The sequence below is a fragment of the Pantoea sp. RIT413 genome (assembly GCF_003057675.2).
In the GTDB taxonomy this organism is placed as follows: Bacteria; Pseudomonadota; Gammaproteobacteria; order Enterobacterales; family Enterobacteriaceae; genus Pantoea; species Pantoea eucrina.
Window position 1 is genome coordinate 182,589 of the sequence record NZ_QBJB02000002.1, and the last position, 19,099, is coordinate 201,687.

Here is a 19,099-nt window from a genome sequence, read left to right on the forward strand (position 1 = left end):
TTACCCTCCCTGCATCGGTGACAGGACTTCCAGCTGGCAGCCTGCCGCAAGCGGCTGACGGGAGTAAGCGCTTCTGGGCACGAAGTTGCCATTCAGCGCTGTCGCCACGCAGCTGGCATCGATTTGCTGCTCCTGCAGCAGTTCGCTGACTGTCTGCGCCTGGGTTTCAACGATCTGTCCGTTAAGCTGGATTTGCATAAGGGGTCTCCTGAATCAGTTTTTGCATCAGCTGCTCTGCCAGCATCGGCGCCAGCAGAAAGCCGTGGCGATACATGCCGTTAAGATAATAAATACCGTTTTCATAACGAATTTCGGGCAGGTTATCCGGCCAGGCGGGCCGCAGGCCGCTGGCGCTCTCGATAATGCGCGCTTCAGCCAGCGCCGGATGTATCGCCCAGGCGGCGCTCAGCAACTCCATCATGGCGCGGGCGCTGATGGCGCTGCCATCATCGCTCTCGACCATGGTGGCACCCAGCATAAAGCAGCCGTTACGCCGCGGAACCAGATAGCAGGGAAAACGCGGATGCAGCAGACGAAGCGGTCGCGAAAAGTGCAGATCCCGACTCTGTAAGATAATCATTTCACCGCGCACGGCCCGCAACGAGGGCAGCGCGTCGCGGGCATGAATGCCACGACAATCGATGATCTGGCCGGAAGGCGCGGAGTGATGGAACGTTGCACCGTGCGCCTCAAGCTTCTGGCGCAGCTCAGTGAGCGCCAGCCGGGGATCGAGATGTGCTTCGCCCGCAAACAGCAGCCCCCGTGCGAAGCGATCCTCCAGCGCCGGCTCTACCTCTGCCGGATTGACCCACTGATGCGCGTGAGTCAGGCGCGCAAAACGGTTCAGCTCCTGACTGTCGCGTGGCGGAGCCAGCACCAGCGTGCCCTGATGCTCAACGCAGCTTACGCGCTGCTGCCACCAGCGAGCGGCATGCTGACCCAGTGAAATAACCTCGGCGGGCGCGCTTTCTGCTTCACACCAGGGCGCCAGCATGCCACCGGCATACCAGGATGCGGGCGGACGCTGCGCGTCATCGATGACTTCAACTGATTCACCACGCTCCGCCAGCAGGGTGGCCACGCATAGTCCGCTGACGCCTGCGCCTAACACGCTCCAGCGGCTCATTGTCTGTGTTCCGGATAAAAAAGAAGGGTCACATCGGCCTCTCAGTGTTGACTGAGACCCGCGGATACAGGAAGGGAGATAAGGAGGTGCAGCCGTTTGCTGCAACATCCCGGACGGCACCGGTCTGGCGCCCTCAGTCTTCCTACGCCAGTATCAACTGGGTCAGGTTCAAAGGGTCGCTGAACCGCGCGGTTGCGCTATCAGCCTCTCAGTCTCTGTGGCGAGACTCCCCCGACATCTTTAGTTTTATTCAAGCCGCATCACGCCGTCAAGGAGAGCCTTTTAAGGCTCTCTTCAGGCGCTTAAATCTTGCACTGCAAAAAACGACTATTTACGGTTTCTCAACACTTTTAAACAATAACTTAGAAGCCGTTTTGAACGCGGTTTTCTGGCTTATCGGCGTCTGAGACCAGAAATCAGATCACATTAAATTAATATATTTTCTACGGAAAACAGCGAATGTAATGCCACGTTTACGTCTGGGATTATGAAAGACTCAAAGCCTTAATTCGTCGCGGCGAGGGCTTTGGCTGCTTCCTGTGGGTCGGTAATGCTGCGGTAATAAACTTTGCCGAAGGTGCGATCGGGCACGCCACCCAGCTCGATCCCGGTCATTGTTTCATGCATGAATTTAGCCCATAAAAAACCCGCTCGGGACGGGTGTGTTTTTATCAGAACGTTTTCATCGGAATGTAATCTGAACAATATCGAATAATTTTTTCATCATCCGTGATTAAGGTCAGCGCCTCCATGTTCGCCTGAGCAACGATCAGCCGGTCAAACGGATCGCCGTGCATATCACGAGGCAAACGTTTAAGACTTACGGTGTGATGTGATGAAATGGGAAGTTCGTTATAACCGTTTGCGAGCAAGCCGCGCAAAATCTCCTCTGGATCAACCGTAAAATGAGGTTTACCTAACGCGAATTTTATGGCGATTTCATGAATAGATGCGGCGGAAAAATATAGCTCGTTTAAGGGATCAACAATCAGATCGAAACAGGCTTGCGGAAGACGCTTAGAGTCTGCGCAAGCCCAGATAAGATAGTGAGTATCAAGAAGATAGCGATTAAAGATGTTCCGCGTTCTTACAGGACTAGTCATTGCCACCTTCAAACATCGACTGGATTTCATCTGACATGAAATCGTTGAAATTATCAGGAATGGCATACTTTTTATGATCTAAAAAGCCAACACGGTTTAACAGAGGCGCTGATTTATAAGGAACGATCATGGCTATCGGATCGCCGTGGTTAGCAATGATGAAACTTTCACCGCTACTCGCTGAACTCAAAATCTGAGAGTAACGAGCTTTCGATTCGGCTACATTCAGGACTTTCATATTAACCTCATTAATTGCGGTCATGAGGTCATATTATCACCTACCTGATAAAAGTGGTCAAGTGGCCATATTTTGTATAAGCAACTGATATTAATAATCTTATTTGATAACCGATGTTTATTCTATGAAATGGACGAATATTCGGGATCGGAAAATTTGCATCGAACAAAGTTAAACAGGGATGAAAATCGTCATTGATATGGCCAACATGCTAATGGGTGCAAAACGTTCAGTCCTGGATGTTCTTGATCAGCTTTGAGCGCTCAGCAACGACTCAGATCGCGTGGTCCCGGCGTTGAGCTTAAATCAGATCATGGTTGCCTTTACCCGCGCACGCGAGAAGACCGGGCTCAAATGGAAAGTTTCAGCGCCAACTTTTCACAAGATTCGCTAGCGTGATTTCGGCCCGAAGATGACATGAAAAACCTGCATCGCAACGGAGTGGATCGCGCTCTCAGCCTATGTTATACACACTCATGTTAATGAAAATGATGAGATTTTACGGATAATTATCCGCCTACTCTACTTTGGCAAATGACGGAAGACTTATGGAACAGATTAGAATCGCCTTTATCAAGGCTGGCTGGCATAAAGATATTGTGAACAATGCGCTGGCAGGATTTGTCAGTGAATTCAATGAGCAGGGCGCAGACAGCGTGCTGAAAACCTATGATGTGCCCGGTGCTTTTGAGATGCCGCTGCTGGCAAAGCGCCTGGCCGAAACCGGTCGTTTTGATGCCATTGTCTGTGCCGCGCTGGTCGTGGATGGCGGGATTTACCGTCACGATTTTGTTGCGCAGGCAGTGGTTGACGGCCTGATGAGCGTGCAGCTCAGTACCAACGTACCGGTGTTTTCTGTTTCACTGACGCCACATAATTTTCAGCCGGTCAATGAACTGGAATCATTTTATACCGAGCATTTTATTAAGAAAGGAAAAGAAGCTGCACGAGCCGTGCTGGCTATCCATCAGCTTAATATTGATTAAGGCTGATAAAGCATTACGTTTGTTCCGCCTGTTTAATAATGGCGTGCAATGCAGAAATAAGCTTATTTACAGGACGCGCAATAATACCATTATGCGCGTCCTGTCATATTTACTGTTTAACGACTTGCTTCATGGCCAATCAATCCGCCAATAGCCGCCCCGCCCAGCGTACCGAACGTACTGCCGCCAGTCAGCACGGCACCGCCCAGCGCGCCAACGCCAGCACCAATTGCGGTATTTTTACCACGATGAGACATGCCGCTGCATGCGGTAACAGACAAAGCCAGCACCAGTACGGCGGCAATATTAAAGCTGCGTTTTAAAGTCATCAAAATCCTCATTACCATTTAATAATGGAATGCAATCAGGTTAATGTTGTTAGTTATTTGATCGCCCTTTGCCAGCAGGCGGCATGGGTCTCAGGATGCGAATTTAAAGTGCTGCAGAAATTTAAGAAAGGTAAAAATTCTTATTTTAGTCTGGCCCTGTCCGGGTTCCGAATTAAGCGCTGATAAAACAGCCAATGGTGAAGAAATAATGGAGAATAGTTATGAATAAAGGGTAGCGCGCCGCAGCACGCTACCCTTTTTGGCTATTAACGCTGAGGATGATTCACTTCAAGCGGACGCAGATCAAACACCAGCACCTCGGCATCATTACCATTCGCAAAAGTCAGCGCCGTTTCATTACGCACCCGCGCGCCGTCGCCCGCGCTGAAGCGCACGCCGTTAACCTCAATACTGCCGCGCGCAACATGAATATAGGCGTAGCGATCGGCTGCCAGCGTCAGCGTCTGCTGCTCATTATCGTTGAACAGGCCGGCATAGATGCGCATATCCTGTCGCACCTGCAGCGAACCGGACTCGCCCTGCGGCGAGACAATCAGGCGCAGTTTGCCGCGCTTATCCTGTTCCGCCACGGAAACCTGCTGATAGCCTGGCGCGGTATTGCGCTCTGCCGGCACAATCCAGATCTGCAGAAAATGCACGTTGTCGCTTTTCGAGTGATTAAACTCGCTGTGCGTCACGCCGCTGCCAGCGCTCATCAGCTGCACATCACCCGGCACGATAACAGAACCGGTACCCATTGAGTCTTTGTGCTCCAGAGCACCTTCCAGCACATAGGAGATGATCTCCATATTATTGTGCGGATGGGCACCAAAGCCGCGACCGGGTGCAACCTGGTCGTCGTTAATCACCAGCAGATCAGAGAAGCCCACCTGCTGTGGATCGCGGTAGCCTGCAAAGGAAAAGGTGTGGCGTGAATACAGCCAGCCGTGATCGCCGGTGCCGCGCTGATTTGAAAGGCGTTGTTCAATCATGATCTGCTCCTGAATAAGTAAGGGAAACGATTTTGCTTCCTGATGTGATTCATTATACGTAAACTGATTTGCTCAACAATGTGCTGACATGACAATCACTGTCACGAATTAGTGGACACTATGCAGATAGACGATCTTCGTATTTACGTTGCTGTTATCCATGCGGGCAACTTCAGTGCAGCCGCTGAACAGCTGATGCTTTCAAAGCAGTATGTCAGCCGCCGCATGGCGGCGCTGGAAGCGGCGCTGGGCACCCGCCTGCTCAACCGGAATACCCGCAAGCTTTCGGTGACAGAAAATGGTCTGCTGTTTGCGCATCACGCACAGCGCATACTGGATGATGTACAGGAAGCGGAACTGGCAGTATCCGGTCGTCATCAGGCTCTGCAGGGTAACTTCCGTCTGAGCGTGCCGATGTCGTTTGGCATTACGCATCTCTCCCCCTACATTGCTGAATTCCTCACGCTGCATCCCGGCCTGCAGTTCCAGGTTGAGCTGGCCGATCGCCATGTCGATATGGTGGGAGAGGGATTTGATATGGCTATTCGTATCGGCACCCTGCCCGACTCCAGCCTGATCGCACGCAGGCTGGGCGAATTCCGGCGGCTGATCTGCGGCAGCCCTGCCTATCTTCAGGGCGCCGGAGCGCCGGAGACGCCTGCGGAACTGTCGCTGCACCGCTGCCTGCGCTACGGCCGGGAAAGTCAGCAGGGCTGGGAGCTGTTCAGGGACGGGCAGCGCAGCGTCGTGGCAGTTCAGGGGCCGATGGTCAGTAATAATGGTGAAATGCTGCGCGATGCGGCGATTGCCGGGCTGGGGCTGATCCTGCTGCCGGAATTTATCGTGGCGCCGGCGCTGGCCAGCGGTGAATTAATACGCGTGCTGGATGCGTGGCAGCCCGCCTCGCTGCACCTTAATGCGCTCTACCCGCAGCATCGCCAGCGCAGCGAGATCCACCGGCAGTTTATTGCGTTTTTACAGCAAAAACTGGCGGCTCAGTGAGCCAGCGCCAGCAGCGCTGCACCCAGCATGCCACCCTGATGAGCATGGCGGCCGGGGATCACCAGCGGCTGCGGCGTACGGCGCAGCACCCGCTGCTGCACCGCCTCGTTAAGGGCAGCTATCAGCGGAACAACGGAGGCCAGCCCGCCGCCGACGGCGACGCAGCTCGCTCCGGTGATGTTAACGGTGTAGGCCAGCGGCTCACTCACCAGCTGGAGCCACGCCTCCAGCGTCTGCTGCGCCTGGTTTTCGTCTGCCTGCCAGCGTGAAACGATCGCTTTGCTGCTGAGCGTTTCATCATGCAGCACGCGGTGCAGGGTTTCCAGACCGCGCGCTCCACCATAAGTATCAAGACAGCCGCTCTGACCGCACGGGCACGGCTGACGCGGTATGGCAACCGTTTTGCCTGCGATATCAACTTCGCGTAGCGTGATCGGGCCATGTCCCCACTCACCGGTTAAGCCATTCTGACCGGTGATCAGCCGGCCATCTGCAACCAGTCCGCCGCCCACGCCTGAACCGAGGATAGCGCCCAGCACCACTTTATGCCCCTGTCCGGCCCCGGCCAGCGCCTCCGCAACGGCAAAACAGTCGGCATCGTTATGGACCGTGACCGGACGCTGCAGGTATGCGCCAAGCTCCTGCGCCATATGACGTCCGTGAAAGGCAGGTATGTTACTGGCAAACATCTCGCCGCTCAGTGGCGCGACAATTCCGGCGGTGGAAACCGCGACCGGGGAGTGCGCGCTGAAATGTGCCTGATGTCTGGCGATCGTATCGCTGACGGTAGCGCAAAACGCTTCCCAGGAGCGGGCGGGCATCGGCTGCTGATCGAGCAGCTGGATCTGCTCAGCCTGCGTCATCACGCCAAGTTTAATAAATGAACCGCCAAGATCGAGGCAGATTACCGGTAAGGCAGGAATAGTCATTGCAGAGTCCGCTGGGTCAGCAAAAAGTTGCTGGCAATGTAAATAAAATAACGCCGGCAGGAAACGGGCCGCACAGGTTTTTTCGCATCGGCGCAATAAACGGCTAAAAGGTATGCAGACGCCGCGCAGGATTACCGGCGCCAGCCTGGCGCATCATCATGCTCATTTCATTAATACCTGAAACTGCGGATTAAACTCATCAAACAGCGGCAGCGCTGCCGCACCCAGCGCGGCGGTATCACTGCCGCTCATTCCGGTCCGTATGCGCGTGGCGGTCAGGTAGCGCCCGCGCACAGACTGGTAAAGCGGCGGCAGGCGCGCAACGATTTTCTCCAGCAGGGCAGCAGGGATCATACCGCCAATAATCACGCTCTCCGCGTCAAAGATGCACTCCAGCATATTGATGGCCTGGCGCAGCGGCGTCAGCGCAGTGGCGATCCACGCGTCAAACAGCTCTGCCGGCACCGCCAGCAAATCGTCCGGCAGCGCGGTCATGGGATCAAGCCCGCAGAATTCATAGGCTGCCTGCAGCGAGACATAGCGTTCCAGGCACCCCTGATTGCCGCAGTAGCAGTCGCGCCCGCCGGGATCCACCACCATATGGCCAACTTCACCGGCGTTATGTGCATCACCGCTGCAGACGTGACCATCAACAATGATACCTGCACCCAGCCCGGTACCGATGTAGAGATAGATAAACGAATTAAGATGGCGCGCCACGCCGTGAAAGCGCTCGCCAATTGCCGCTACCGTGGCATCATTTTCCAGCGTCACCGGCAGCTGACTGAGTGCCGCCAGCTCTCCTGCAATATCGACATCTTCCCAGCCGTGCAGCGTGGTCGGCCCCAGTGAAGAGAGTCCCTCAACGCCAAAGGGCCCGGGCATCACAACGCCGATACCCAGCACTTTGCGCCAGCGCGCACCCAGCTGCGTCTTAATCTCATCCAGTACCGAGGCGATGCGCGCCAGGGTGGCAGCAGGCTCCGGTTTTTGCACCATAATGAGACGGCGAAAATGGATTTCGCCGGTTAAATCCACCAGCACCATCAGCAGCGTCTGGTGATCAAGATGAATACCGATTGAAAACGCACTGGCCGGATTCAGCGTGACGGGAATAGCGGGCTGTCCGCGTCCCTGACGTCGCGGTCCGTGGCTTATCAGCAGTTCAGCCTGTTCAAGTTCAGCGACAATATTGGATACCGTTTGCGCGGTCAGGGCCGTGAGCCGCGCCAGCTCAGCCCGTGTCAGTTCACCGTGCAGGCGAATGGCCTCAATGATCACGCGCCGGTTATGCGCCCGCGCGTGTTCAAGGTTAGTCCCTGATGTTCTCATCGTACTGTTTCCTTTTCACGCCTGGCCGCTCTGCCACCGCAACAATATCTATGATCGCTGGCACATTTTACAACCTGTTTACCTGACAGCGGCGGGAAAACGTGCAAAGTAGAAGCAGGACCCGCAGCAGATCGTTTCTGGCACATCGCTTGCTTACCTTTCTGTGGCATGGCAACTGACGCACACTTTTGCGCACGTTATTAAATCAATCAAATTGATTTAATTAATCTCTCACAGCTTTCAGGCGGACATATCATGAAAAAATCGGTTCACGGTTGTTTGGCACTGTTTCTGCTCGCCAGCGCTGCCAGCGCGACGGCGGCCACCTCACTCAATGCGCTGTTTATGACTCAGGCAGCCTATAGTGAGAGCGATATTCGCGCCATGACGCAGGCGTTTGAAAAAGCGAATCCGGACGTAAAGGTCAACCTTGAGTTTGTGCCGTATGAAGCGCTGCACGACAAGATTGTCGCGGCACGGGGTGCGGGCGGAAATGGCTACGACGTGGTGCTGTTTGATGCGATCTGGCCGGCGGAATTCACAAAATTTAACCTGCTGCAGGATGTCAGCAGCCGTATCAGTGCCGAAGATAAGGCGCAGATTTTCCCCGGCGCGCTTAAAACCGTGGTGTTCAACGGTAAAACGCTCGGTATGCCGTGGATTCTGGACACCAAATATCTGTATTACAACAAAGCGATGCTGGAGAAAGCGGGTATCCGCGACCTGCCGCAAACCTGGCAGCAGGTAATGGATGACGCGCGCATTATTAAAGAGAAAAAGATCGTGAATTATCCGCTGGTGTGGAGCTGGTCTCAGGCGGAAGCGCTGGTATGCGACTACACCACGCTGGTCTCCGGCTTTGGCGGGCAGTTCTATCAGAATGGCAAGCTTAGATTCTCCAGCCCCGCTTCACTGCAGGCGGTAAAACTGATGAAAAGCTCGCTTGATGACGGACTGACTAACCCCGCCTCACGTGAGTATCTGGAAGAAGATGTGCGCAAAGCGTTCTCCAATGGCGACGCCGCGTTCGCGCTGAACTGGACCTATATGTACAACATGGCCAACGATGCAAAACAGAGCAAAGTTGCGGGTCAGGTTGGCATTATGCCTGCACCCGGCGATGCGCCAGGCAAAGCGGGCGCGGTCAACGGCTCAATGGGGCTCGGTATCGCCAGCGGCAGCACCCATGCCGATCAGGCGTGGCAGTATATCCGATACATGACCTCTCAGCCGGTGCAGAACAACTATGCCCGTCTGAGCCTGCCTATCTGGAAAAGCTCTTATCAGGATGCGGCGGTGATGAAAGATCAGGAGAGCCTGATTAAGGCAGCGGACACGTCGCTGAGCGTAATGCTGTCACGTCCTGAAACCGCAGACTATTCGCGTCTCTCCAGCACGCTGCAGCAGCAGCTGCAGCAGGTGCTGACCGGCGGCGCGACCCCGGAAGCCGCCATGCAGGCGGTCGATAAAAGTGCCGCGCGGCTGCGCTAAGGAGCGGGCATGCTGAGTTTGCGTCAACGTGAGCGACGGCAGGCATGGGTGCTGCTGGCCCCCATGCTGCTGGTCATGCTGCTGCTTACCGCCTGGCCGCTGATGCGGACCATCTGGCTGAGTTTTACCGACGCAGCCCTGATAGGCAGCGGCGATGCGCCCGGCTGGATCGGCGTGGAGAACTACCTGTACGCCTTAAGCGATCCCGACTTCCGGCTTTCGCTGTGGCGCACGCTCTATTTTACGCTGATGTCGGTTGCTTTCGAGGGCGTCATTGGCGTGCTGGTGGCGCTGCTGCTTAATCAGCGGTTTACCGGCCGCAACGTGCTACGCGTGCTGGTGATCCTGCCGTGGGCGCTGCCGACAATCGTTAACGCGATGATGTGGCGGCTTAATTTCAATCCGGACTACGGCAGCGTCAACGCGCTGCTGACACAGCTCGGTATCCTGGATGGCTATCGCAGCTGGCTGGGTTCACCCGACTCAGCGCTTAACGCCGTGATGTTTGCTGATGTGTGGAAGAACTATCCGCTGGTTACGCTGCTGGTGCTGGCTGCGCTGCAGTCGATTCCGGACGATCTTTTTGAGGCGGCGCGCCTGGACGGTGCCTCAGCCTGGCGACGGTTTCGCGCCATTACCTTTCCGGCCATCGTCGGAGCGCTAAGCGTGGCGCTGGTACTGCGCACCATTGATGCGTTCAAAATATTCGACATCATCTATGTCATGACCCGGGGCGGGCCGGTAGATAGCACCAAAACGCTCAGTTTCTACGTCTATCAGGAGTCCTTCAGCTATCTGCGCGCCGGCAGCGGAGCGGCCTATGCCATCCTGATGACGCTGCTGTGCGCAGTGCTGATTGCGCTCTATATGCTGCTGCTGTGGCGGCAGCGTCGCCGGGGGAGTGCCCATGAAGCGTAAGATGATATCTGTGGCTAAATATGTGGCGGCGGCCGCCGTGGCGCTGTCGGTTCTGGCCCCGATGGGCTGGCTGTTTCTGATGAGCGTCAGCGCCACCAGCGACCTGACGCGCGTGCCGCTGGAGTGGATACCGCGCCAGTGGGATTTCAGCCGCTACGGCCGGCTTTTGTCGCTGGCGCCGGGTGAACCGGGAACCCTGTTTCTGCATGCGCTGGGTAATAGTCTGCTGGTGGCGACGGGAGGAACGCTGGTCTGTCTGCTGCTGGCGATCCCGGCCGCTTTCAGCTTTTCGCGCTATCCCGGACGCGACGGCTGGCTGTTTGCGTCACTGGCCATCTATATGGTGCCGCCGGTGGCCTTTGTACTGCCGCTCTACTTTCTGCTGCAGCAGCTGGATCTGCTGAACACCCGCCCGGGGCTGATTATCGTTTACTGTTCGCTGATCCTGCCGTTTCTGACCTGGATGCTCAAAAACCAGTTTGACACTCTGCCGCGTGATATTGAACAGGCTGCGCGGCTTGATGGCCTGCGGGTGTGGCAGGTGCTGCTGCGCATCACGCTGCCGCTGGCAAAACCGGTTCTGGGCGCCGCAGCGCTGTTTGGCTGGCTGCTGGCGTGGGATGAATTTTTCTATGCCCTGCTGTTCACCAGCAATATTACGGCGCAAACGCTGCCGGTGACCATTGCCGGCTTTACTGCCGGACGCGCAACCGATGACGGCCTGATTGCTGCGGTTGGCATTCTGGCTTCGGTTCCCCCTCTGTTAATTGCTGTCTGGCTGCAGAAAACGCTGGTGAGCGGTCTGGCCAGCGGCGGGAGTAAAGGATGACAATTGACTGTAACGCAACGCTCTACGTCGCTGGCAACGTTAACGCCGATTTGATTATGGGTACGCTGGATAGCTGGCCACAGCGCGGCACTGAAGTCATGCTCCCTCAGAGTGAACTGCGTCCGGGCGGCTCGGCGGGTAACTGTGCGCTGGCACTGGAAGCGATGCAGGTTCGCCATCGCGCTGTCGCTAATCAGGGGAATGATGGCCTCAGCGCCTGGCTGGCGGGCTACTTCCCAAACAGTGCGGCGCACTGGAGACGCTACGCCTGCGAAACGTCTGTCACCGTTGGCATTACGCACAGCGATCACGAGCGCTCGTTTCTGAGCAATTTTGGTCACGTGGCGCAACTCAGCGTGGATGACGTACTGGCTCAAATTCCGCTGCGTGCTGCACCGGGAGATATTGTTCTGCTGTGCGGCACCTTTCTCTGCCTGGCACTCAGTTCGCACTATGCCGCACTGCTGGAAGAACTGCAGCGGCGCGGCTTTATAACCGCCGTTGACACCGGCTGGCCTCCGCAGGGCTGGAGCACGGCGGTGCGGCAGCAGGTCGCACAGTGGCTGCCGTACTGCGACTGGCTGTTACTGAATGAAGCAGAGACGCTGGGCCTCGGTGCGGCGGCAACGCTGCCGGAGAGCGCACGGCAGCTGGCGGGAACCCTGAGCGGACGTGGCGGCTGCGTGGTGAAGCGCGGTAGTGCCGGTGCCGCCTGCTGGCAGGGTGCGCATTGGCTGGAACAGCCTGCCACTCCCGTCACCGTCGTGGATACCATAGGAGCCGGTGACAGTTTCAACGCCGGCTTTCTCACCGCGCTGTTACATCAGCAGCCGCTGAGCCGCGCGCTGCAGTGGGGCATTGCCGTGGCATCACAGGCGATCAGCACGCAGCCACGCCGCTATCCCGGCTGGCAACAGCTGCCATTTTCTGCAGAGGAGAGGTAATTTATGGCCAGTATTGAGCTCGTCAGCGTCGCCAGACGCTACGGCAAACAGACGGTATTGCATCCGCTCAGTCTCAGCATTCCCGATGGCAGTTTTACCGTACTGGTTGGCCCGTCCGGCTGCGGTAAGTCCACGCTGCTGAGGCTGCTGGCCGGGCTGGATAGTTTGTCAGAGGGAACCATTCTGATGAACGATATACCGATTGGCGATCGCGATCCGGCCGACCGCGACATGGCGATGGTGTTCCAGAGCTACGCGCTCTATCCGCACCTTACCGTGGCTGAAAACCTCGCCTTTCATATGCAGGTTAAAAAGGTGGGCCGCGCGGAGCAGCAGAGTAAGATTGCGCGCGTTGCCGCTATTCTGGGTATCGATAAATTGCTGCAGCGCTACCCGCGCGCCCTCTCCGGCGGCCAGCGTCAGCGCGTGGCGATGGGCCGGGCGATGGTGCGAAATCCTCAGGTTTTCCTGTTTGATGAACCGCTCTCTAATCTTGATGCTCAGCTGCGCATGGAGCTGCGGGCGGAAATCAAAGCACTGCACCAGCGTTTTAAAACCACCATGATTTATGTCACACACGATCAGGTTGAGGCGATGACGCTGGCCGATCAGATTGTAGTAATGCGCGAAGGTCAGATCGTTCAGCAGGGCGCCCCGCTCAGCATTTACGATCGTCCTGCGGATCTGTTTGTCGCCCGCTTTATCGGCTCGCCTCCGATGAATCTGCTGCCGGCGCACCTGGTAACGCGTGATGGCGTGCCGGGCATTGAATGTGAAGATCTCTGGCAGCCGCTTCCTCCGCGCTGGCAGCACGCGGCACAGGAAGGGGCTGCGCTGATGATTGGCATCCGCCCCCACGATTTGATACCGGCGATGCAGGGCAGTCTGGCGCAGGTCGCCGTTACGGAGATCACCGGAGAATCCACGCTGCTGCATCTGACGTGGCACGGGCATACGCTGCATATGCAGGTACCTGGCCGTCACGCAGCCGGCAGCGGCGATCCGCTGACGATTGCGCTGCGCATGGAAAAAATCCACCTGTTCGATGCGCAGAGTGGCCAGCGTCTGCCGGAAGCGCCGCCGTTACCGTGAACGTTATCCTTCTGCGGGTGTGGTTGCCACGTTGTCATGCTGCATTAAGGCGATCGCCACCAGCAGCAGCATGGAGAGCAGTTCAGTCCCCAGCGTACCGCTGATAGCACTCAGCCAGGATCCGGTCTGGCTGAAATGGCTGAATACGCCGCCCAGCAGCATCGGCCCCAGCCCCATCGCCGACTGCTGCACGGTCGACAACATGGCGCTGCCAGCGCCCGCCTGATGATGCGGAATATCGCGCATGCCAATACGGTAGAAGGTACTGACGATAAAAGACTGACCAAATCCAATGAGTGCCGTAGCTGGCGCCAGCGCAAGAATACCCGCCTGCGGCCACCGGAGCTGCAGGGTTGCCATCAGAGCCAGCAGGCCGGTGATCTGAATAGCACAGCCAGCCAGCAGCATTGTGCGCGTACCAAAGCGCGTGACCAGTGCGGTCGACCGCATGGCACCGATAAAATAGGCTACCCCCAGCGCTATGAAAGCGTTACCGGAGTCAAAGGCGCTGAAGCCAAGCCCGGACTGCAGCGTCAGAGCCATGACAAACATAAACCCGCTCCAGCTGGAGAAAAAGATAACGGCAAGCGTAAGGCTGAAACGCACGCCGGGTAAACGCAGCAGTGACGGGGGCAGCAGCGGTGAACGGCCTGACGCTTCAGCACGCACAGAGACCCGTCGCAGCTGCAGCAAAAACAGCGGCGCCAGCAGTAGTAACAGCACGCATGGCCAGCGCCAGTTCAGCACCGGCCCCAGCGCCAGGCTCAGCAACAGTGCGCCTGTGGCTCCGCCCAGCAGCAGCGCACCGCTAATATCAACCGGTACGCGGGTCGCATTGCGGGTTTCCGGAATAAAGCGGCGCGCAGCCACCAGTACGCCCAGACAGATCGGCAGGTTGATCAGAAACACGCTGCGCCAGCCATACCCACCCGGATCGGCTTTGATAAGAAAGCCGCCCAGCACCTGACCAATCACGAACGCCAGCCCGCCCATTCCGCCATAGAGACCAATCGCCCGCGCATGCTCCCTGCCCTGCAGCGTAATATGCAGCGTTGCCAAGATCTGCGGCACGATAAGTGCCGCGCCCACTCCCTGCAGCGCGCGGGCAAACATCAGCATCCCGGCCCCGCTTGCCATACCGCACAGCAGCGAAGCCAGGGCAAAGATCCCGACACCGCTGATAAAAACCCGGCGCCGGCCATAGTTATCTCCGAGCCGCCCTCCCATCGCGAGGCAAACAGCAAAAGCAATACCATAGACAGCAACAATCAGCGCCAGCTCGGTGGGCGTTGCCTGCAGGCTATGCGCCATTGCATCCAGCGCCACGTTAACGATTGAAAAGTCGATCATAGGCAGTAACAGCCCGGCCAGCAGTACCATCAGTCCCGCCTGACGAAGTTGCGGAGTGTGCATCAGTTTCACCTTGTTTTCGTGTTCATTGCGGCATAGCATCTGCTGAAAAATAACCGGGTACCAGTTTTTGATTATCATGGTATTAAAACCACCCGTCTGGCCGGAGAAATGACGCTGATGTCGATTCAACCCGCTGTAAAATATGCTGAAAAAGAGGTTCATACGAATCGCAAACTGCTGGGCGCCTTTTTGCGTTCCCGACGGGAAAACCTCGATCCTGTCAGGCTGGGTCTGCCGCGTATGCGCCAGCGGCGCACGCCGGGCCTGCGCCGCGAAGAGGTCGCCCAGCTGGCTGATGTCGGCGTCACCTGGTACACCTGGCTGGAACAGGGTCGCGATATTAAAGCGTCGCTGAAAACGCTGACGGCGATCGCATCAGCACTGCAGTGTAATGACGTTGAAACGCAACATCTTTTCTCGCTCGCCGGTCATAAACTGCCCGCCCTTCAGGTTGCCGCCTGCTGCAAACTCGCTGAGCATAATCAGCAGATGCTGGATGCTATCCAGCTGCCGGCCATTATTGAGACACCGCGTTTTGACATCATTGGCTATAACGCTGCGTGGTGTGCGCTGATGGGTATAGATCTGGCAAGCGTAGAGGCTGAGGATCGCAACTGTATCTGGCTGGCGTTTAATCATCCCGGCTGGCGCGGCATGATACGCGACTGGGATGAAGTCATGCCGCAGATGGTGGCCATGTTTCGCGGCCAGATGGGAGAACACCTTGGCGATCCGCACTGGGAAAGCTTTCTCACCCGGCTGATTAACAGTTCTGATGAATTTGCACAGACCTGGCAGCGTTACGAGCTGGGAAAAGTGGAGAATCGGATCAAGCGTTTCTGGCGGGCGGAAACCGGGGAATTTACGCTGCGTCAGAATAACTGGTGGTCCGCTTCACGCAATGGTGACCGCCTGCTGGTTTACGTCCCGGCGGACGAAACAAGCGCAGCGGCACTGGAAAAACTCATTGCCGGATATCAGGCGCTGCGCTCCACAAATGCGTTAATCTGACTATGCTTACTTCATGATAAATAATCAGGAGAAAGCATGAAATTTCTTTATTTCGTTGCGCTTATTGCGGCGGCGGGTTATTTGCTGGCATTTCTGCCTAAATTGCGTACCCGGCGTGAACCCGTTGCTTACTGGGGCTGCTGGGCCTGGCTGGGCCTGAACGCGGTTTACTGGTCGGTATATGCTGTACGCAACTATTTCCCGCACTGAAATATTATTCAGGAGTAATGTATGTCTGAAATTAATCGCGATCGGATGCCCTATCTGCTTTATTTTGCCCGCCAGCGTCTGCTGTTAGAAAATATCGATGCCAAAGTAGTTGATATTGGCAGCGCAGAAATCGTGGGTAATCATTTTCGCTGGAGACTGGATGGTAAAGACGCTCAGGGTGAAACCGCAAAAGAGGTGGATGAGCTGCTGGAAGAGGTTGAACGGCATCTGAGTTTTCTGTTTGTTGATGGTCAGTTCACCAGCCTGCCTGATGTCAGTGAAGATTACGGCGACAGGCTGGATAACATGCCGTTTGTTGAAGTGTCGCTTTCTGAACTCAGCGACCGTGACGAAGGCAGCGTACGCTGAATTTCTGTTATGCAGGCTGCCACGCGGCAGCCTCCATAGCGTCAGGCTTCAGCAGTAGCCGATTTCATTCCCGGCACCAGAATGATTTTGCGGCAATCCTCTTTGCGTTTATCAAAGATCTCATACCCCTCTGCCGCCGCATCCAGCGGCATATGATGCGTAACAATCTCTTCCGGCGTTAATAATCCCTGTTCAATCAGCGACAGCAGCCGTGGCAGATAGGCGTGCACGTGCGTTTGTCCCATTTTGAAGGTCAGCCCTTTATCGAACGCATCGCCAAACATGAAGCCATGGATAAAACCGGCATAGACGCCCGGCACGCTGACCACCCCACCGCGACGCACGGCCGCAATACACTGACGCAGCGCTTTGCCGCTGCTGCCTTCAAGTTTCAGATTGCTGAGGACGGTTTCGGTCAGGCTGCCTTTGGCTTCAAAGCCCACTGCATCAATCACCGCATCCACGCCGCGGTTCCCTTTGGTATGGTCAATAATCCAGGCTGCGGGATCGTCAATCTCGTCAAAATTTATCGGCGTAACGCCATAGCGCTGACGGGCAAACTCCAGACGATAGGCGTTATGATCAATCATAAAGATATCTTCGGCACCCATCAGCCTTGCACAGGCGGCGCTAAGCAGACCTACCGGGCCGGCACCAAAGATCGCGACGCTTGAGCCTTTATCCAGCCCGGCATTCTGCACCGCCTGCCAGGCGGTCGGGAGGATATCGGACAGAAACAGCACTTTGTCATCCGGCAGCGCCAGCGGCACTTTGAACGGGCCGGTATTCGCTTTCGGCACGCGAACATATTCTGCCTGTCCGCCGGGTATTCCGCCATAAAGATGACTGAACCCAAACAGGGCGGCGGGTGGCGTGATATTTTTTTTATTGAGTATCGCACCGCGACCCGGATTAGTGGTTTCACAGGCGGCATACTGATGCAGATGGCAGAAGAAGCAGTCGCCGCAGGCGACCACAAACGGCACCACCACGCGGTCGCCAATCGCCACATTGGTTACGGCACTGCCAGCTTCCACCACTTCACCCATAAATTCATGACCAAATATATCGCCATGTTCAGTTTTTGGGATCTTACCGCGATATAAATGCAAATCAGAACCGCAGATAGCGGTTGCAGTGACACGCAGAATAATATCATCCGCTTCCTGCAATACCGGATCGGGAACCGTTTCAACGCGTACTTTGTGCGGGCCATGATAGGTTAACGCTTTCATTCTTAACTCCTCATTAATAAGCGCAGCAGGTGTCTGACATTATTTAAGGCGAATTGCCTGAGCCTGGCATCAATTGCTGATTAGGCAAGCGCATCGGCAGTTCTGCCCGCGCGGTGCAACCGGGTTGCAGTGGTGTCGGAACGTGGCGCACAGCAGCAGAAAAACTACCGAATTGGTTAAAAAAAACACTGGATATAACTACAGTAAGCTGTATACTTATCCAGCAGTCTTGATGACTGAATGACGTTTTAAGAGGTGATACGAATGATGATCTCAACGGAAATTCTTGCTGCTCAAACCGCGTCTCTGCTGATGAGCAGCCGTGACCTTGCCAGACTGACTGGCATCACGCACGGCGAAGTGAAGCGCCTGATTAAAAGCCTGGAAACCGCACAGCGCCTTTCCCAGCCTGTTACGGTCAGTCTTTACGAGCATGAAGGTGAGAGCCGTCAGGAGTTTCTGCTCAATAAACGCGACTCGTTACTCGCCGTAGCCCGACTTTCGCCCGGCTTTACTGCCGATCTGCTCGATCGCTGGCAGGAGAAAGAAAAGATCGCTCAGCTGCCGGACTTCACGGATCCGGCCGAAGCAGCCCGTGCCTGGGCGGAGCAATTTGAACAGCGGCGGCGCGCAGAGCAGCAGCTGGCGCTCTCTGCACCAAAAGCGGAGTTTTTTGACCGTTTCACTGAGGTCAATGAAGCGCTGGGATTTCGTCAGCTCTGTAAAATGCTGAAGGTCAAAGAGACTGACTTCCGGCAATTCCTGCTTGAACGCAATATTATGTACCGGGAGAAAAATACGCTGGCGCCACAGAAACACCATGTGCAGGCGGGCTATTTCTCTTTCCGCACCGGTACGGGTGAAAATCAGCACGCGTTCTCACAGGCCCGCTTTACCGTGAAAGGCGTGAAATGGGTTGCAAGCCTGTGGGCGGGTCACCTGGCCTCTCATCCTGCAGGCGTCGCCGCCTGATACAGCAGAGCCGATGAACAGACATCGGCTCTGCCTGCTTACTTGTGCTGATGCCGCTGACGCTGTAGCTGATGGCGAAACTGCCTGACCTCCTGCGGTGACCAGCACCGGCTGGAGAGCGGCAGCTCTTCATCAATTGCAGAGGGGAGCGGCACCTTCTCCAGCGTGCCGCGATTACAGATAGCGCGAATCAGCACGGCGGGAGAGACGCCCAGGTAGCGCGCCATATCCGATAAACGCATTAGTGATTTGCTCATTGCTGCCTCCGGTTATTTCCTGACTACAGGTATCTTCCTGCAATGCTGATGGCTGAAATTTGATCGCGATCGGCAAGTTCGTTTTTTCAGGTTAAAAAATAACCTCTTCTGCCTCTCTTCCCTGCTCTGCGCGCTGCTGTTTCTGAGGATGCTGACAGCAATGTATTCCGATCTGCCGGGCCTGATGCCATACCAGCCAGCCGGAACGGTAAATTAATATAAATAATTGGTTTCTGAGACTTAACGAGTCATCACCGCTGGCATTCTTCCCCTGCGCAGTCTACGGTTAATAAAAAAAGCGCCACGTTTATTAACCATGGA

Annotated in this window: 23 protein-coding genes and 1 riboswitch; of the genes, 11 read left to right on the plus strand and 12 right to left on the minus strand. The window is 56.0% G+C overall.

Annotated elements, in window-relative coordinates; translation table 11 throughout:
• The 5 genes from thiS to DBY66_RS04460 form a co-directional block, all read right to left on the minus strand.
• Positions 1–198, minus strand: coding sequence for a sulfur carrier protein ThiS (gene thiS, locus DBY66_RS04445; protein ID WP_040113622.1), 198 nt, complete (start codon positions 196–198; stop codon positions 1–3).
• Positions 182–1,126: an FAD-dependent oxidoreductase gene (locus DBY66_RS04450; RefSeq protein WP_104085797.1), complete on the minus strand. Its 945-nt coding sequence runs from the start codon at positions 1,124–1,126 to the stop codon at positions 182–184. Before DBY66_RS04450 ends, thiS begins: the two co-directional genes overlap by 17 nt.
• 122 nt (positions 1,127–1,248) lie before the next feature.
• Positions 1,249–1,369, minus strand: a riboswitch (TPP riboswitch).
• 261 nt (positions 1,370–1,630) lie between these two features.
• Positions 1,631–1,753, minus strand: a complete 123-nt coding sequence (locus DBY66_RS18075) for a hypothetical protein (RefSeq protein WP_255420987.1) — start codon at positions 1,751–1,753, stop codon at positions 1,631–1,633.
• A gap of 44 nt (positions 1,754–1,797) precedes the next feature.
• Positions 1,798–2,229, minus strand: a complete 432-nt coding sequence (locus tag DBY66_RS04455) for a type II toxin-antitoxin system VapC family toxin (protein ID WP_052246551.1) — start codon at positions 2,227–2,229, stop codon at positions 1,798–1,800.
• Positions 2,222–2,467 (minus strand): hypothetical protein, encoded by a 246-nt coding sequence (locus DBY66_RS04460; RefSeq protein ID WP_040113898.1) that lies wholly within the window; start codon positions 2,465–2,467, stop codon positions 2,222–2,224. The genes DBY66_RS04455 and DBY66_RS04460 overlap by 8 nt, the downstream gene beginning before the upstream one ends.
• A gap of 548 nt (positions 2,468–3,015) precedes the next feature.
• Between DBY66_RS04460 and DBY66_RS04465 the strand changes: the two genes are divergently transcribed.
• Positions 3,016–3,453 (plus strand): 6,7-dimethyl-8-ribityllumazine synthase, encoded by a 438-nt coding sequence (locus DBY66_RS04465; protein ID WP_040113628.1) that lies wholly within the window; start codon positions 3,016–3,018, stop codon positions 3,451–3,453.
• A gap of 116 nt (positions 3,454–3,569) precedes the next feature.
• Here the strand turns inward: DBY66_RS04465 and DBY66_RS04470 are convergent, their stop codons facing one another.
• Positions 3,570–3,782: a glycine zipper 2TM domain-containing protein gene (locus DBY66_RS04470; protein ID WP_040113630.1), complete on the minus strand. Its 213-nt coding sequence runs from the start codon at positions 3,780–3,782 to the stop codon at positions 3,570–3,572.
• 266 nt (positions 3,783–4,048) lie between these two features.
• Positions 4,049–4,774, minus strand: a complete 726-nt coding sequence (locus DBY66_RS04475) for a pirin family protein (RefSeq protein ID WP_040113632.1) — start codon at positions 4,772–4,774, stop codon at positions 4,049–4,051.
• 120 nt (positions 4,775–4,894) lie between these two features.
• Here DBY66_RS04475 and DBY66_RS04480 point away from each other — a divergent pair, with 120 nt between their 5' ends.
• On the plus strand, positions 4,895–5,776 hold the full coding sequence (locus DBY66_RS04480; protein ID WP_071668393.1) for a LysR family transcriptional regulator: 882 nt from the start codon (positions 4,895–4,897) through the stop codon (positions 5,774–5,776).
• Here DBY66_RS04480 and DBY66_RS04485 read toward each other — a convergent pair.
• Positions 5,770–6,705, minus strand: a complete 936-nt coding sequence (locus DBY66_RS04485) for an ROK family protein (RefSeq protein ID WP_040113640.1) — start codon at positions 6,703–6,705, stop codon at positions 5,770–5,772. The genes DBY66_RS04480 and DBY66_RS04485 overlap by 7 nt on opposite strands.
• A gap of 162 nt (positions 6,706–6,867) precedes the next feature.
• Positions 6,868–8,037 carry an ROK family transcriptional regulator gene (locus DBY66_RS04490; RefSeq protein WP_104085795.1) on the minus strand — a complete coding sequence of 390 codons (1,170 nt, stop codon included), beginning with the start codon at positions 8,035–8,037 and terminating at the stop codon, positions 6,868–6,870.
• Positions 8,038–8,292: 255 nt separating this feature from the next.
• On the opposite strand from DBY66_RS04490, the gene DBY66_RS04495 reads away from it, so the two are divergent.
• From DBY66_RS04495 to DBY66_RS04515, 5 genes are read left to right on the plus strand one after another with little or no spacing between them, the layout of a single operon-like run.
• Positions 8,293–9,528 (plus strand): extracellular solute-binding protein, encoded by a 1,236-nt coding sequence (locus tag DBY66_RS04495; RefSeq protein WP_108569821.1) that lies wholly within the window; start codon positions 8,293–8,295, stop codon positions 9,526–9,528.
• 9 nt (positions 9,529–9,537) lie between these two features.
• Positions 9,538–10,446, plus strand: a complete 909-nt coding sequence (locus DBY66_RS04500) for a sugar ABC transporter permease (RefSeq protein ID WP_108569820.1) — start codon at positions 9,538–9,540, stop codon at positions 10,444–10,446.
• Complete coding sequence (locus DBY66_RS04505) at positions 10,436–11,275, plus strand: carbohydrate ABC transporter permease (protein ID WP_040113648.1); 840 nt, start codon at positions 10,436–10,438, stop codon at positions 11,273–11,275. The genes DBY66_RS04500 and DBY66_RS04505 overlap by 11 nt, the downstream gene beginning before the upstream one ends.
• Positions 11,272–12,219, plus strand: a complete 948-nt coding sequence (locus DBY66_RS04510) for a carbohydrate kinase family protein (protein ID WP_108569819.1) — start codon at positions 11,272–11,274, stop codon at positions 12,217–12,219. Before DBY66_RS04505 ends, DBY66_RS04510 begins: the two co-directional genes overlap by 4 nt.
• A gap of 3 nt (positions 12,220–12,222) precedes the next feature.
• Positions 12,223–13,311 (plus strand): ABC transporter ATP-binding protein, encoded by a 1,089-nt coding sequence (locus tag DBY66_RS04515; protein WP_094110767.1) that lies wholly within the window; start codon positions 12,223–12,225, stop codon positions 13,309–13,311.
• Between the two features lie 3 nt (positions 13,312–13,314).
• Here DBY66_RS04515 and DBY66_RS04520 read toward each other — a convergent pair whose 3' ends face one another.
• The gene (locus tag DBY66_RS04520) at positions 13,315–14,724 is read right to left on the minus strand and encodes an MFS transporter (RefSeq protein ID WP_108569896.1); all 1,410 of its coding nucleotides are present in this window, start codon (positions 14,722–14,724) and stop codon (positions 13,315–13,317) included.
• A 117-nt stretch (positions 14,725–14,841) separates the two neighbouring features.
• Here DBY66_RS04520 and DBY66_RS04525 point away from each other — a divergent pair, with 117 nt between their 5' ends.
• Genes DBY66_RS04525 through DBY66_RS04530 form a run of 3 tightly spaced genes read left to right on the plus strand, consistent with a single transcriptional unit; the run spans position 14,842 to position 16,314 of the window.
• On the plus strand, positions 14,842–15,735 hold the full coding sequence (locus DBY66_RS04525) for a helix-turn-helix transcriptional regulator (protein WP_052246563.1): 894 nt from the start codon (positions 14,842–14,844) through the stop codon (positions 15,733–15,735).
• A 36-nt stretch (positions 15,736–15,771) separates the two neighbouring features.
• Positions 15,772–15,945, plus strand: a complete 174-nt coding sequence (locus DBY66_RS17910; RefSeq protein WP_166714220.1) for a hypothetical protein — start codon at positions 15,772–15,774, stop codon at positions 15,943–15,945.
• Between the two features lie 21 nt (positions 15,946–15,966).
• The gene (locus DBY66_RS04530; protein ID WP_108569818.1) at positions 15,967–16,314 is read left to right on the plus strand and encodes a hypothetical protein; all 348 of its coding nucleotides are present in this window, start codon (positions 15,967–15,969) and stop codon (positions 16,312–16,314) included.
• 41 nt (positions 16,315–16,355) lie between these two features.
• On the opposite strand, the gene DBY66_RS04535 is transcribed toward DBY66_RS04530, so the two are convergent.
• Positions 16,356–17,549 carry a zinc-dependent alcohol dehydrogenase gene (locus DBY66_RS04535; RefSeq protein WP_040113656.1) on the minus strand — a complete coding sequence of 398 codons (1,194 nt, stop codon included), beginning with the start codon at positions 17,547–17,549 and terminating at the stop codon, positions 16,356–16,358.
• Positions 17,550–17,813: 264 nt separating this feature from the next.
• On the opposite strand from DBY66_RS04535, the gene DBY66_RS04540 reads away from it, so the two are divergent.
• Positions 17,814–18,521, plus strand: coding sequence for a phage antirepressor KilAC domain-containing protein (locus DBY66_RS04540; protein WP_108569817.1), 708 nt, complete (start codon positions 17,814–17,816; stop codon positions 18,519–18,521).
• Between the two features lie 38 nt (positions 18,522–18,559).
• Here DBY66_RS04540 and DBY66_RS04545 read toward each other — a convergent pair whose 3' ends face one another.
• Positions 18,560–18,778, minus strand: a complete 219-nt coding sequence (locus tag DBY66_RS04545) for a hypothetical protein (RefSeq protein ID WP_040113660.1) — start codon at positions 18,776–18,778, stop codon at positions 18,560–18,562.
• Positions 18,779–19,099: the final 321 nt, after the last annotated feature.